The organism is Skermanella sp. (assembly GCF_059503625.1).
Genome location: NZ_JCACHA010000659.1, coordinates 1 through 13,726, shown reverse-complemented (window position 1 = coordinate 13,726; position 13,726 = coordinate 1). Strand labels below are relative to the sequence as shown.

Below are 13,726 nucleotides of genomic sequence, written 5' to 3'. Positions count from 1 at the left end.
CTACTGGACGGGCGGGCCCAAGCCGATAAGCCTGGCGCTCGGACGCCGGAGGACGGAGGACGCCTGCCGGGCGGACGGCCTTGGATCGCCGGAAAGTCCCTACAAGCTGATCGGCGCCAAGCAGGTTGGGAAAGGCGCTCTGGCCGGCATGCGCCTGCTGCACGCTCTTCGGCTCAGGCGCGGCGATGTCGCCGTCTGGCCGTTCGAGCGGACCGGCGGGCGCAGCGTCCTGGTGGAGATCTATCCCCGTCTGTTCCTGATGCGCACGGGCTGGGGCTTGCGCAAGGTCAGGACATGGGCCGATCTCAATGGCTGCCTTGCCCTGCTCGGCAGCGACCCGGTGGACATCTCGCTTCCGCTCCCGACCGACCACGATACCGACGCGCTGGTGTCGGCAGCCGGTCTGCGCCGGTTGTGCGCAGACCCCCGCGTCTGGTCACCGGCTGGGTTGGATGAACGTGCCCGAAGCCAGGAGGGCTGGATCTTCGGCGTGGGGGCGCCTCGATAAGCACGCCGGACAGCACGCCAGTCAGCACGGCGCCTTGCCCTCGGCGTCCTGCCCGGCTACGGTGCCGTTTCTCGATGCATGGAATTTTCCGGTCGCCATGACTTTGTCCCCCGCCATGCTGCTCGCGGTCGCCGCTGGCGGTGCTGCCGGATCCGTTGCCCGTTTCGTCACGATGGCCGCCATCGGTCAATGGTTCGGAACGGCATTCCCTTATGGTACGCTGGCTGTCAACGTGATCGGCTCGCTGGTGATGGGGATATTGGTCGAGTGGTGGATGCTCGCATGGACGCCGGCGCCGGAGGTTAGGGCGCTACTGGCGGTCGGCGTGCTCGGCGGCTTCACGACCTTCTCCACCTTCTCGCTGGATCTCGTCGTCCTGATGCAGCGGGGCGAAATGGTATCGGCGGCGTTCTATATGGTGGTTTCCGTTGTTATTTCGGTCGGCGCATTGTTCGCCGGCCTTTTTCTGGTCAGGGGCATTGTCGGGTGAGCGAGGTCGAAACGAGGACGATCATGGCGGAGGAGTCGGAAATCCGGCTGGACCGCTGGTTCAAGCGCCATTTCCCGCAGGTCAACCATGGCTGGCTGGAAAAGCTGCTGCGCACCGGACAGGTGCGCGTGGACGGCAAGCGCGTCAAAGCCAACGTCCGGCTTGAAACCGGGCAGACCGTCCGCATCCCGCCGCTGGGCGACCAGGAGGCGGCCCCGGCATCCGGCGGCACGCCGAAACCCAAGGTCAGCCGCAAGGACGCCGCCGAGATCCAGGCTCGTGTGCTCTACAAGGACGGCGACGTCCTGGTGATCGACAAGCCCGCCGGTCTGGCCGTACAGGGCGGCACCGCGACGCCGAAGCATCTAGACGCGATGCTCGACGCGCTGATGTTCGAAAAGGACGAACGGCCGAAGCTGGTCCACCGGCTGGACAAGGACACCAGCGGCGTGCTTGTGCTCGCCCGCACCGCCTTCGCCGCGACCAAGCTGGCGGCCGCCTTCCGGGGCAAGGATGCACGGAAATATTACTGGGCGGTCACGGTGGGCGTGCCCCGGCCGTTCCAGGGCAAGGTCGATGCGGCCCTGGCCAAGGAACCGACCGGACGGGGCGAGCGGGTCGCCGTGGACGACGAGGATGGCAAGCGCGCGGTCAGCCTCTATCAGGTGGTCGAGCACGCCAACAAGAAGGTCGCTTTCGTGGCGCTGTGGCCGCTGACGGGCCGGACTCACCAGCTTCGCGTTCATATGGAAGCGATCGGCACCCCGATCCTGGGCGACGGCAAGTATGGCGGGCCGGAGGCCTTCCTGGCGGGCATGGGACTTCCCAACCAGCTTCACCTTCATGCCCGCCGGCTGATCATGCCCCACCCGCGCGGCGGCCGGATTGACGTGACGGCGCCACTGCCGCCGCACATGGTCACGACCTGGAACTACTTCAGCTTCGACAAGGAGAACGACGGCGACCCGTTCGCCGCTGTCGAGTAAGAGGAGCGGGGAACTGCCTGGGCGCCGGGCTTTCCGCTGCCCATAATCGCCGCCGTCTGCTATGAAGCGCCCGCTCAAGAGGCCGGGGCTGAACCCCGGCCGCCGGAAAACAGGCGCACAAAGCAGGGTTGCCATGACCAAACCCCTGAGACTGGCTCTATTCGACTGTGATGGCACCCTGGTTGACAGCCAGTACGCGATCGTCGCCGCCATGAACACGGCATTCGTCGGCGTCGGGCTGCCGATGCCGAACCCTGCGGCAGTACGCCGCGTCGTAGGCTTGCCGCTGGTGCGGGCGGTGGCCATGCTGCTGCCGGACGACCCGGAGCGGCTGCATGCCGCCGTCGCCGACAAGTACCGGCTGGCCTTCGCCGATGCCCGGAACCGGGGCGTCGACGAGGAGCCGCTGTTCCCCGGCATGCGCGAGGCGCTGGAAGCGCTGGAGGATGCCGGCCTGCTGCTCGGTGTCGCCACCGGCAAGTCGCGGCGCGGGCTGGTCGCGACGCTGGACGCCCATGGATTGCTCGACCGCTTCTGCACCTTGCAGACATCGGATACCGGGCCGGGCAAGCCGCACCCGGACATGGTTTTTCGCGCGCTGGCCGAAACCGGGGCGGAAGCGTCCGACACCGTCGTCATCGGCGACACCAGCTTCGATATGCTGATGGCCGGCAGTGCCCGGACGGGTGCGGTCGGCGTCGCCTGGGGCTACCATGAGGTGGAGGAGTTGACGGGCGCGGGCGCACAGCGCATTTGCCTGACGACGGACCAGGTGCCGGATGCCGTGTTGGAACTGTTGGCTTGAACTGCCGGTACCCGGAGCTGCCGGGACAGACTTGCAGGACGCTGCGAACCGTAACGGATGATGTGTGAGAGATGAAGAGGTTCTATAAACTGGTCACGGTGGCTGAAGTCGATGACGGTCATGTCGTGCACCTGGACGGCAAGCCGGTCAGGACCCCCGCCAAGGCGCCGTTCGTCCTGCGCAACCGCGCCCTGATGGAAGCGGTTGCCGAGGAATGGGATGCGCAGGTCGAAGATATCCGTCCGCATGCCATGCCGCTTACCCAGCTTGCCAGCACCGCGATCGACCGGATACCTGCCCAGCGCGGCGAAATCGTCCGTGCCGTCGCCGCCTATGCCGAAACGGACCTGCTGTGCTACCGCACCGACCACCCCGTCGAACTGGCCGAGCGGCAGCGGCTGATTTGGCAGCCGCTGCTGGATTGGGCGGAAATCCGCTATGGCGCCGCCCTTGAAGTGCATATCGGCATCATGCCGAAGCCCCAGCCGCAGGCCGCCGTCGCGCGTCTGGCCGAAGTGGTCGCGTCGCTCGACGACCTGACGCTGGCCGGCGTTCAGAACGCCACGTCGGAACTCGGCTCCCTCGTCCTGGCGCTGGCGCTGCTGGAAAAGCGGATCTCCGCAGAGGAAGCTTTCGCCGCGTCGCAGGTGGACGAGACGTTCCAGATCGAACAATGGGGCGAGGACGCGGAGGCGACCGCGCGCCGCGCCGCTCTCAGGGCCGATATCCAGGCGACCGGCCGGTATCTGGACCTCGTCCGGGTTTGAATGGTATCCAGTCCGATCGGTTCCTCTTCCCTATATATCCACGGCGGCGATGACACTCGATCAGATTGAAGCCAAAATGCGGGGGCGGCTTGGCCAGTTCCGCGCGTTCAATGCAGTGGCCAGATTCGACTTCGGCAAGGACGGGCTCTTGCGGCTGGACGCCACGAGAAGCCCGGCCAGCTTGTCGCGCGACGATGGCGACGCGGTCTGCACCATCCGCATGAGCCTGGACAATTTCGACAAGATGCTCGAAGGCGCGCTCAACCCGACGCTGGCCTTCGCGACCGGCAAACTCAAGGTCCAGGGTTCCATGGGCTCTGCCTTGAAGCTTGCCGCACTTCTGGAGGAATAATCGGGCGAACAGGAAGCAAGATATTCCGGTCGGGGCATTCCGTTACTGGATTTCCGGCCGGATTGAACGACATTACCGGCAAAGCTGTTATAATTAACCTTAACGTAATTCCGGCCCGCCAAGATCCGGCGGAGTGCGTTTGGAGGTTTGGCATGCCGGTCACGGTTGGGCAGTGCTTCGTCAAGGCGGGGGCCTCTTATCCCGATATCTGGCAGGTCGTCAGCATAGTCCAGCCTCCGGGCTTCCCAGTCCATGCGCGGCTGGTGCGGATCGACAATCCGGACGATTGCAAGACGCTGTCGCTGACGACCTTGTCGGACCGGCGGCAATTCCTTCCCCATGGCGGCCGGGAGATCCTGCGCCGCCGATTCGCGATGCTGTGACCACAGGAGGGTGTTCCCGGTCCTGCCCGTGCTAATCGACCGGCTCCAGCGCTGCCAGAGTGGCACTTAGCGTCGTCTCCAGCGATACGATCAGGGCATTCGACCGGTCGCGGGGCAGGGTGGTATCTTCCAGCATATGTGCGATAGCCTGGACCCTGGTGGCGCCGAAACTGGCGGCGATGCCCTTCAGCGTATGAGCGGCGCGCCGTGCCGTCGCAGCGTCGCCGGCATCGAGGGCGGCGCGCAGGGCGCCTAGTTCCTCCCGCGCACTTTCGGGAAACATGTCGATCATCATGTCGTAGCTGTCGCCCACGGCGGCACGCAGTTCGTCGAGCCGGTCGGTATCGAGCAGGGGCAACTGGATCAGCAAGTCCCCGTCGCGCTCGGCATCCATGACTTCCTCGGATGATTTCTGGCAGGCGCTCTCCTCTGCAGGCGTGTCTTCCGGCAAGGTTTCCGCACCGGTCAGCCGCGCGATCGCTTCGGCCAGCATTTTCCAGTCGATCGGCTTGGTGAAGTACCCGTCCAGGCCGGCTTCCAGATGCCGCTCGCGATGGTTGGAGATGGCGTCGGCGGTCAAGGCTAGTATGGGAACCCGCCCTGCCGCCCCCGGCAGACGCCGTATCTCCCGGGTCGCCGTGGCCCCGTCCATAACGGGCATCTGCATGTCCATCAGGATCAGGTCGAAACCGCCGCCTCTCGCGGCTTCGACCGCTTCCCTGCCGTTGTGTACCGGTTCCGTCACGTGGCCAAGTCGTTCGAGCATCTTCATGACCAGCATGCGGTTGACCTCGTTGTCTTCGGCCAGGAGGATTTTTGCCCCCTGCGCGGAACGAGGGGCGGCATCCGGTGCGGTCCAGTCGGCTGGCGGCGGCAGGAAGTCGGTCCGTCCGCGTTCCAGCAGAACGCTGAAGAAGAAAATCGAACCGCATCCCCATTCACTGCGCACGTCGATCGATCCGCCCATCGCTTCGACCAATTGGCGGCAGATCGCCAGTCCAAGGCCGGTTCCGCCGAAGCGCCGGGTCGTCGTGGTATCGGCTTGCACGAACGGTTCGAACAACCGTGCGCACTCCTCGTCCTTGAGACCCAGCCCGGTATCGGTCACTTCGAACCGGAGCAGGTACTGGGTAGAATCCGGCGATGGCTCGACCGTCGCCAGCCGGATTTCGACCTCGCCGTTCTGCGTGAACTTGATCGCGTTGCTGACGAGGTTGAACAGAACCTGCCGCAACCGCGTCGGATCGCCGCACAGGACTTCCGGCGCGTCGGCTGGGATGGTGGCCGTCAGCGCTATGCCCTTGTCGGCCGCATGCCCCAGGAACAACTGTACGACATCGTCGATGACCCGCCGCAGATCGAAGTCGATCGTTTCGATCTGAAGCTGTCCGGCCTCGATCTTCGAGAAGTCGAGAACGTCGTTGAGCAGCGTCAGCAAGGTCTTGGCCGAGCTGCCCAGCGTCCGGACATAGTGGCGCTGCTCATCCGAAAGCGGCGTGCCGACCAGCAGATCGACCATCCCGAGCACGCCGGTCATGGGGGTTCGCAGCTCATGGCTCATCATCGCCAGGAACTGGGACTTGCCGCGGCTGGCCTGCTCCGCGACCCGGCGTGCCGCGTCCAGGTCGACCGCCAGCCTGCGCAGTTCCGCCGCCAGTGCGGTCAGGCGGTCGCTGGCTTCCCGCAGGTCCTGTTCGTACCGCACCCGCTCGGTGATCTCGCGCGACGACGCCAGAATGCTGGCGCCGGTGCCGGTGCTTCCGCCAGCCGTCGCTTCGATCCGGGTCGCCATGCTCTCGAACCACAGCCAGCGGCCGTCCCGGTGGCGAAGCCGGAACTTCGCGAGACGCGGATGCCCCTCCATTACCTCGTTGCGCCGCGCTTCCAGCGTCACGCGGTCGTCCGGGTGGACGAAGTCGGTCAGCCGGCGGCCCGTCAGCTCGCCGGGTGCATGCCCAAGCTGAGACATGCAGGACGGCGAGATATAGAGGATGGCAGTGTCGGGGGCATGCAATGAAATGATGTCGGTCGCGTTGTCCGCCAGCAGGCGAAACCGCTGTTCGCTGTCGCGCAACTCCCGTTCCGTCTGCTTTCGGTCGGTAATGTCGCGCAAGATGCCGGTGAACAGCGTTTCGCCGCCGTTCACCTTGCTGATGGCAAGGTCCAGGTCGACCAGACTGCCGTCGGCGCGTCTGCCGCAAACTTCCCGGCCGATGCCGATGATTCGGTTGATGCCGGTCCTCCTGTTGGTATCGATGAAACCCTGGTGACGTTTCGCCATGTCGTCGGGCATCAGCATCTCGATGCTCCGCCCGATCACGTCAGGAGCGGCATAACCGAAGATCCTTTCTGCCGCCTTGTTGAAGTCGCGGATCCGGCCGGCTTCGTCGATCGTCAGGATCGCATCGGCCGCGGTATCCAGGATCACCTTCAGGCGGCGCTCGCTTTCCCGGATCTTCGCCTCCTGTTCGCGCAGGCGGGTTATGTCGGTCTGGATACAGACGATACTGCCATCTTTCGTCCGGCGCTCGGCGACGCTCAGATGTCTTCCATTGGCAAGACGCAGCTCGATGGGGTTCTCGGGTGGATGACGGTGGCTGTTCATCCGGTCCGAGATCCATCGTTCCGGATCCCTGGCCGCACCGGCATCGACGATCTGGCGGCTCGCCACGCCGGCGCGCAGGATCTGCTCGAACGTTACGCCAAGCGGCGATGCGAAGGACGCCAACTGCGGCGTATCGAAGACGAAGTTCTGGTTGTAGAGCGACAGCCTGTCTTCCGGGTCATAAAGCGCGAAGCCTTCGGATATGCTGTCGATGGCTTCGCGAAGGCTTTGCCGCGCAGTCCGCAGCCCTTCTTCGGCCCGGCGCTGGTCCGTTATGTCGGTGCCGACGCTCTGGTAACCGATGATCCTGCCGGCGGGGTCCGCCAGTGCTACGTTGCGCCAGCGGATCCAGCGCAGTTCTCCGGCGTTGTTGATCAAAGCGTTCTCGTTGCAGAACCCGGCCGGATTCGAACTATCCTGAATCCGGCTCCGCTGGAACAGACCCAGGACCCTTTCCCGGTCCAGATCCGGCAGCGAATGGGCGAAGCGGGTGCCGATCAGCTCATGGGCAGGCCGGCCCATGGCGCGCGCATAGGCGACGTTGACATAGGTCAGGGTGGTATCCGGCAGGAACCGTGAGATCAGGTCCTGCTGCTGGTCCAGCACACCGCGGTAGAGCTCATGGGTTCGCAGCAGATCCTGTTCCGCCCGTTTCTGCTCCGTCACATCGGTGACGGTTCCCATCAGGCGGACGATCCGGCCCATGGTGTCGAACAGCGGCACCAGGGCCACGCGCAACCAGCGGTGAGTGCCCCGCAGTTCCAGTTAGTGCTCGTACTCCAGCGTTCCACGCAGCCGGACACAGTTCCTGCACCGCTGTTCCAGCGCCGCCGCTTGCGCCGGACTCAGGACTTCCGACGGAGTCCTGCCCAGCACCGCCGGTGTGAACAACCCCGTGATTTCTTCCAGACGGCCGTTGAGGGCCGCATAATGGAACAGGTCGTCGTCCATTACGTCCATCGCGAACGTTGGAACGCCGATGGTCTGGATTATCCTCAACAGATCGTTCTGGGAGCAGGTCGCCAGCATCTTTCTCGTTGATCTTCTTCGATTTGCTCGCAGGCAGGATGGTGCGTCGGGGGGCCGCCGCGACGCCGCGGCGATAGTTTAGAGCGCCGCATATTGCCAACTGATGTATAACGAAGGGAATATTGTAGTTTTTGATACGATGCCGCTTAGCTTTTCGCCATCCGTCATCCCGATGTTCAGACTGAAAGGTACAGGTTGGCCGGTGGAAATCACGATGGGGTGACCGGGGCGGGCGGCATCGGCGCGGCCGAGCTCTTCGACCGCGCCAAGGCCCATCTGCTGGATCGCGACACGGCAGCGGCGGACCGGCTGATTCGCCAAGCCCGCCTTCAGGCGCCGGACGATCCGGCCATGGCATATCTGCATGGCCTTTGCCACACCATGGCAGGTGCTCCGGCCGATGCGTCAGAGGCTTTCGAAACATCGCTCCGGCTCGATCCGGACAATGGCGATACTGCCCTTCTGCTCAGCCGCGCCCTGCGCCAGTCAGGTAGACCGGCCGATGCGGCGCGGGTCGCCGCCGACCTGATCCGGCGCCATGCCGGGTCCCCCGGCCTGATGAACGAAGTGGCGGCCGACCTGCTGGAGCAAGGAGACGAGCCGGCTGCGGCATCCCTGCTCGAGCAGGCGCTGACCCTGGCACCCGACGATCCCGGCGCCCTCCATAACATGGGAATCGCCTGTGCCCGCCTGGGCAGCCTGGAACGGGCGGAGAAGATGCTGCGGCGGGCGCTGGACCGCCAGCCGGCCGGCTCTCCCGCAGCCTGGGCGTCGCTCGCGGCGCTGGCGGGAGTGCTGGCGACGCGGGGCTTCCCCGACGAGGCGCTGGAGATAGCGCGGACCCTGATCGGCCAAGGCCGGGAACCGGTGCATGCCTGGACGGTGATCGGCACGGCTGCGGCACGGCGGCGACAGGGCGGGGACGCGGTCGCCGCCTTCCTGGAGGCGGAACTTCTGGAACCGGACAATCCGAACGTGCTGTCCAATCTGGCAACCGCGCTCGACGATGCCGGCCGGACGGAGGAGGCGACCGTACGCTGGGACCGGCTTGCCCGGAAGGGACATGCCGAAGCGGGAGCCAGGATCCGGCTGCGCGCCGGGACACCCGGACCGGGCGAGGCGATCCGCCGGCTGTTCCCGCTGACCGGTTCGCTGCCGGAAGGCGGCGGAGCGATCCAACTGGCGGAGGTCGATCTCTGCGTCGATCAGTGGCACCTGATCGACGGCGACAGGATGGCGCTCGACCTCGTCTTCACGCCTCCGCTCGGCAAGGACAACTTCGTCCTGTTGCCGGGCAAGGGCATGGCGCTGGTTCGGGACGACCTGCCGCGCCGCCGTGTCGACCGGCCGGTCGAGTTCCTGGGGGGAACCGGCAACTATTATCACTGGATGCTCGATACCCTGCCTCGGCTGGACGCCATCGACGATGGGGACCGGCTGCCGCTGCTGGTCAGCCGCGACCTGTCGGCGTTTCATCACCGCACATTGGACCTGATGGGCGTCGATCCCGCCCGGCTTATGACGCCGGCCGACACTCCGGCCCTGGTGCGGTTCGCCCGGCTGAGGATTTCCGGTCTGGTGCCGCGTCCGCGGCGGCCGGACGGGCAGATGGACTGGATGCTCCCGTCGGTGAGTGCCGATGCGGCGCGGAGGGTGCGGGAGCGTCTGACCCACGGCCTGCCGCAGGGTGGGGGCGGACCGCGCCGCATCCTGATCTCCCGGCAGGGATCGCTGTTCCGCCGTTGCGAGAACGAGGCCGCGGTTGCCGCGATAGCGGCGCGCCACGGCTTCGTGCCGGTCAGGCTCGAAGAGCTTTCATTCGACGCTCAGGCCGAACTCTTCAGCGGAGCGGAGATCGTCATGGGCGTTCATGGTGCCGGCTTCACCAACATGCTGTTCGCTCCGCCGGGAGCACTCCTGATCGAACTGCACCCCGCCGGGCATCTCCCGGTCTTCTACCGTCACCTGACCGGCCTGATGGGGCAGAGGCACAGGGCGATTCCCGGAACGATCACGCAGTCCCTGTTTCCATCGCTGGAATACAACTGGAACTTCCGGGTCGATCCGTCCGATGTGGATTTGTGTCTGGCGGAGTTGTGAAGGCGCGATCCCTCATCTCGATCAGTGATGCTGGCCGATCGACGCGACCATCAGGAACACGATCACGGCGCCGAAGACCATCCAGCCGACACGCGTCAGCCGGCGCCGAACGGCAGGGAACAGGATCGCCAATACGGCCAGGATCAGCAGCGTCTTGAACAGCATGGGGCGGATTGATGCACCCGCCATGGGGCCGCTGCAAGTTCTTTACGGTCTCCCGGCCTATCCGCCCCGCGACGGCAGTCCTTCATCTTGCCGCTACCTCGACCGCCTGCTTGATCCCGCGCCGCGCGCGGCTGCCGTGGGTAACCGAAAAAGCCCGCGTGATTTCGGCGCCGAACAGGAAGATCTGGGACGAATAGTAGACCCACATCAGCACGATCACCAGGGCGCCGGCGGCACCATAGGCGGAAGCGACGTTGCTGCTGCCGAGATAAAGGCTGATCAGCAGCTTGCCGATCGAGAACATCACGGCGGTGATGAACGATCCGAACCAGACGTCCCGCCATGGAATCCGGACATCGGGCAGCAGCTTGTAGATGATGGCGAACAGGGTCGTGATCACCGCGAGCGAGATCAGCAGGTTGACGACCTGCATGATGACGTCCAGGCCGGGCATGATCCCGGCAAGATAGCCGCTGAGCGCCGTCAGGCCGGCACTGACCACCAGCGACACCAGGAGCAGGAAACCGATCGCGCCGATCAACGACAGGCTGAGCAGCCTCACCCGGACGAGCCAGACGATGCCGGGCTCCTTGGGAGGCTCGGTCTTCCAGATCACGTTGAGCGATGCCTGCAATTCGGCGAAGACGGTGGTGGCGCCGACGATCAGGGTGACGACGGCGACCACGGTCGCGATCGTACCGGAAACCGGCTGGCCCGCGCTGGCGATCATCGCCTGAAGTGCTGCTGCGCCTTCGCGCCCCATCATTCCTTCCAGCTGACCCATCAGCGCGCCCTGGGCGGCTTCCGCGCCGAACACCAGACCCGCGACCGCGATGATCAGGAGCAGCATCGGCGCCATCGAGAACAGGGTATAGAAGGCGATGGCGGCGCCCATGCTGGCGGCCCTGTCATCGAGCCATCCATTGAAAGCGGTCACCAGGATCCGCCATACCTTGGCAAACGGCATGTCCAGCCTCGTTGCATATGGTGAATCAGACGTTTGCAACGGTTCAGCCATGAAAAAGTCCCCGGAGACGAGGAAACTCGTCTCCGGGGAAATCGATCAGGCGTCGTTCTTCAGGCGTCGTTCTTCAAGCGCCGTTCTTCAAGCGCCTCGTTCAGATATCCCGCTTCGGCGTCACCGTGGCGTCGCCATCGAGATCGACCGCGCGGTCGACGCCGGTCCGCTTGGCGCCTGCGCGCTCGACTCCGGTGGTGTTCTCGACATCCACTTCGGTGCGGCGGACGGTATCCGAGATATTCTCGGTCCGCTCGGTGACGTCCTTGCTGACGACCACTTCCTCGACGACCCGGGCTGTTTTGGCGACAACCGCTTCTTCATCCGTCTCGGTCAGTTCGATCGTCCGCTCCCGGAAAGCGTCCGCAGTGACGTCGGCCGGGCGGTTCACCGCGCGGCGCTCCACATTGATGGTCTCGTCGCGCAGGCTCACGCTTTCCTGGACCGGCGTTTCTACCACGTAGCTGCGGACCCGCACGCCGCCGCGCTCGATTTCGCGCTTGCCGACCGAAAGCTGCTCCTCGACGATCGGGATCACCGTTTCGTCGCCGCTGCGCGTGTGGCCGGTGCCGATGCCCGTACCGCCGGTCAGGGTCGAGGTTTCATTGGTGCTGCGCATTGAGCCCGCCGCTTCCGTCAGGCCCGTTCCGGTGTAAGGACCGGCCGACTCGTCATACTTGCTCCAGCCTTCGGTCCGCCACTGCGAACCGCGCTCGTCGATGTCGACCGGGCGGTAGTTGCTCATGATTTCCAGCCCGCGGTCGACGTTGTCATCGGCCAGGCGGGCGATCACCAGGCTGCCGCCGCGGCGCACGCCTTCGGCATAAACATGGGAGTCGTTTTCCGGAACGCCGGCGCGGCGCAGCCGGCCCATGATGCCGTCGGAGACTGCCGACGAAGCGGTGGTCGTGCCTGTTTCAGACATGGCGCCCAGCGGAGTCCCGACTGCGCCGGGAGCGCCTGCCGCCAGGGACGAGTCCGTTACTTCGGTCCCGCTCCAAGCGGTACGGTCGGTACCGATGGAACTGTTGTCGACGACTTCCGTATCCGTGAAACCGGCGGACGACAATTCGGTATTGACGGTTTCGGCGTCTGAAATGCTATCGTAAAGAGCGACAACTGTCTTAGTCATATCTTCTATCATCCTTCTTGAGGAGTTTCTGTCCGGTCGCGGTCCGAGGCGGCATCACGCCGCTCTACGACGACCTCCTGCGACCGAAGTGTTACGTTCTGGCGGAACTGAGTGACGACCCTGCGCCGATGCACATGGATTTCCTCGACCAGGAACAGCCGTTTTTCGACAACCAGCCTTTCCTCAACAACTGGAATGATCATTGTGTTGCCGTCGTTCCGGACATCCGGCGCGGTATCGATTACTTTCCCGACGGCAATCCGCTCGACTTCGACTTCCATCGATTCAAGCGGCTGCTCGATCAGTTCCGTCCGCTCGCGCGCTATCGTACGGACGCTGACGCGGTCGCCTTCCACACGCCGTTTGCCGACTTCGAGTTCTTCTTCGATAACCGGAACGCTAATATTCTCGATCTGGTCTTCCGGTGTGCCGGCCATGCTGCGGGTCCGATCAGAACAGATAAAGCAGGGCGAGGATTATCAGCACCACCACGACGGCAGGGATGATCCAGCGCGCCGGCGATGCCGCGGTGGCGGCGCTTGCCGTACGATTTGCATCTCCAGCCGTGGTGGTTCCGGTCTTCAATGGCGAGGCGCCGGCTGGCGAAGCGCTGGTTGACGATGTAGTGGAAGCGGTCGTGGTATCCCGGTCGGTTGAATAAACACCGATCTTGTCCGGGTTGCTACCACGTGACGAGGTATCGTTTGTATTCGTCACAGGGGCGATCCTCTCGTGATTGTCCGACATATCGTGCAAACACAACAGGCCGTATTCAAATAGATCACGGAGACTTAATAGAGACTTTTTATACCGATAGATCGGGTAATGACTGCCGGACACTTCCGTCAGGTATATGAATGCGAACGGCCCGGAGAAGCTTCCGCTTCTCCGGGCCGTTCGATGGACCTGCTGTTCGGTTGGCCTTCGTTTCCCGATCCATCCTCGTCCCTTCCGGAAGGAGCGGGACTATGGGGCCGGGAAAGGAACCGGCGCCGCGTTTTTATGGCGGCGCCAATCCGACGCCCGCGCCGGAGACTGCTCTCCGGCGCTAAACAGGGGCGTTCCTGAAAGCGCTTGGCGGCGGTCAGCCGTTGAGCGTGTCCTTCAGGCCTTTGGCCGCCGAAAACTTCGCCTGCTTCGACGCGGCGATGGTGATCTTCTCACCGCTCTGGGGATTGCGTCCCTCACGGGCTGCACGATCAGCCACGCTGAAGCTGCCAAAGTTCGGGACCTTGACCTCGTCGCCAGCCGCCAAAGCCTGGGCGATGACGGTGAATGCGGCATCTACCGCCTTGCCGGCATCTGCCTTCGTCTGCCCGGTCTGGTCGGCCACGGCGGCCACGAGTTCGGCTCGATTCATGGTGCTCCTCGATAATCACTGGTTTC

General features: G+C 64.6%; 15 protein-coding genes and 1 pseudogene. 8 read left to right on the top strand and 8 right to left on the bottom strand.

Features of this window, described 5'->3' with window-relative positions:
• The 7 genes and pseudogenes from AC5JJ6_RS20655 to AC5JJ6_RS20625 all read left to right on the top strand — a co-directional run.
• Positions 1-508 (top strand): annotated as a pseudogene (locus tag AC5JJ6_RS20655) (hypothetical protein); the annotation flags it as partial.
• A 115-nt stretch (positions 509-623) separates the two neighbouring features.
• Entirely contained in the window at positions 624-998 is a 375-nt protein-coding gene (gene crcB / locus AC5JJ6_RS20650; RefSeq protein ID WP_496043859.1) for a fluoride efflux transporter CrcB, read from the top strand.
• Positions 995-1,984 (top strand): RluA family pseudouridine synthase, encoded by a 990-nt coding sequence (locus tag AC5JJ6_RS20645; RefSeq protein WP_496043858.1) that lies wholly within the window; start codon positions 995-997, stop codon positions 1,982-1,984. Before crcB ends, AC5JJ6_RS20645 begins: the two co-directional genes overlap by 4 nt.
• Positions 1,985-2,117: 133 nt before the next feature.
• Positions 2,118-2,789: an HAD-IA family hydrolase gene (locus AC5JJ6_RS20640; protein ID WP_496043857.1), complete on the top strand. Its 672-nt coding sequence runs from the start codon at positions 2,118-2,120 to the stop codon at positions 2,787-2,789.
• Positions 2,790-2,860: 71 nt separating this feature from the next.
• On the top strand, positions 2,861-3,556 hold the full coding sequence (locus AC5JJ6_RS20635) for an ATP12 family chaperone protein (RefSeq protein WP_496043856.1): 696 nt from the start codon (positions 2,861-2,863) through the stop codon (positions 3,554-3,556).
• 49 nt (positions 3,557-3,605) lie between these two features.
• On the top strand, positions 3,606-3,908 hold the full coding sequence (locus AC5JJ6_RS20630; protein ID WP_496043855.1) for an SCP2 sterol-binding domain-containing protein: 303 nt from the start codon (positions 3,606-3,608) through the stop codon (positions 3,906-3,908).
• A 152-nt stretch (positions 3,909-4,060) separates the two neighbouring features.
• Positions 4,061-4,291 carry a hypothetical protein gene (locus AC5JJ6_RS20625; RefSeq protein ID WP_044425949.1) on the top strand — a complete coding sequence of 77 codons (231 nt, stop codon included), beginning with the start codon at positions 4,061-4,063 and terminating at the stop codon, positions 4,289-4,291.
• A gap of 31 nt (positions 4,292-4,322) precedes the next feature.
• Here the strand turns inward: AC5JJ6_RS20625 and AC5JJ6_RS20620 are convergent, their stop codons facing one another.
• Complete coding sequence (locus tag AC5JJ6_RS20620; protein ID WP_496043860.1) at positions 4,323-7,628, bottom strand: PAS domain-containing hybrid sensor histidine kinase/response regulator; 3,306 nt, start codon at positions 7,626-7,628, stop codon at positions 4,323-4,325.
• A gap of 33 nt (positions 7,629-7,661) precedes the next feature.
• Positions 7,662-7,925, bottom strand: coding sequence for a hypothetical protein (locus tag AC5JJ6_RS20615; protein ID WP_496043854.1), 264 nt, complete (start codon positions 7,923-7,925; stop codon positions 7,662-7,664).
• A gap of 219 nt (positions 7,926-8,144) precedes the next feature.
• Here AC5JJ6_RS20615 and AC5JJ6_RS20610 point away from each other — a divergent pair, with 219 nt between their 5' ends.
• Positions 8,145-10,025, top strand: coding sequence for a glycosyltransferase 61 family protein (locus tag AC5JJ6_RS20610; RefSeq protein ID WP_496043853.1), 1,881 nt, complete (start codon positions 8,145-8,147; stop codon positions 10,023-10,025).
• Positions 10,026-10,046: 21 nt separating this feature from the next.
• On the opposite strand, the gene AC5JJ6_RS20605 is transcribed toward AC5JJ6_RS20610, so the two are convergent.
• The 6 genes from AC5JJ6_RS20605 to AC5JJ6_RS20580 form a co-directional block, all read right to left on the bottom strand.
• Positions 10,047-10,214: a hypothetical protein gene (locus AC5JJ6_RS20605; protein WP_157599316.1), complete on the bottom strand. Its 168-nt coding sequence runs from the start codon at positions 10,212-10,214 to the stop codon at positions 10,047-10,049.
• Positions 10,215-10,272: 58 nt separating this feature from the next.
• Entirely contained in the window at positions 10,273-11,157 is an 885-nt protein-coding gene (locus AC5JJ6_RS20600) for a YihY/virulence factor BrkB family protein (protein WP_496043852.1), read from the bottom strand.
• 151 nt (positions 11,158-11,308) lie between these two features.
• The gene (locus AC5JJ6_RS20595; RefSeq protein ID WP_496043851.1) at positions 11,309-12,340 is read right to left on the bottom strand and encodes a YsnF/AvaK domain-containing protein; all 1,032 of its coding nucleotides are present in this window, start codon (positions 12,338-12,340) and stop codon (positions 11,309-11,311) included.
• An 8-nt stretch (positions 12,341-12,348) separates the two neighbouring features.
• Positions 12,349-12,777 carry a YsnF/AvaK domain-containing protein gene (locus tag AC5JJ6_RS20590; protein ID WP_496043850.1) on the bottom strand — a complete coding sequence of 143 codons (429 nt, stop codon included), beginning with the start codon at positions 12,775-12,777 and terminating at the stop codon, positions 12,349-12,351.
• A 13-nt stretch (positions 12,778-12,790) separates the two neighbouring features.
• Positions 12,791-13,180, bottom strand: coding sequence for a hypothetical protein (locus AC5JJ6_RS20585; RefSeq protein ID WP_496043849.1), 390 nt, complete (start codon positions 13,178-13,180; stop codon positions 12,791-12,793).
• A 244-nt stretch (positions 13,181-13,424) separates the two neighbouring features.
• Positions 13,425-13,700, bottom strand: coding sequence for an HU family DNA-binding protein (locus AC5JJ6_RS20580; protein WP_044425953.1), 276 nt, complete (start codon positions 13,698-13,700; stop codon positions 13,425-13,427).
• Between the last annotated feature and the right edge of the window lie 26 nt (positions 13,701-13,726).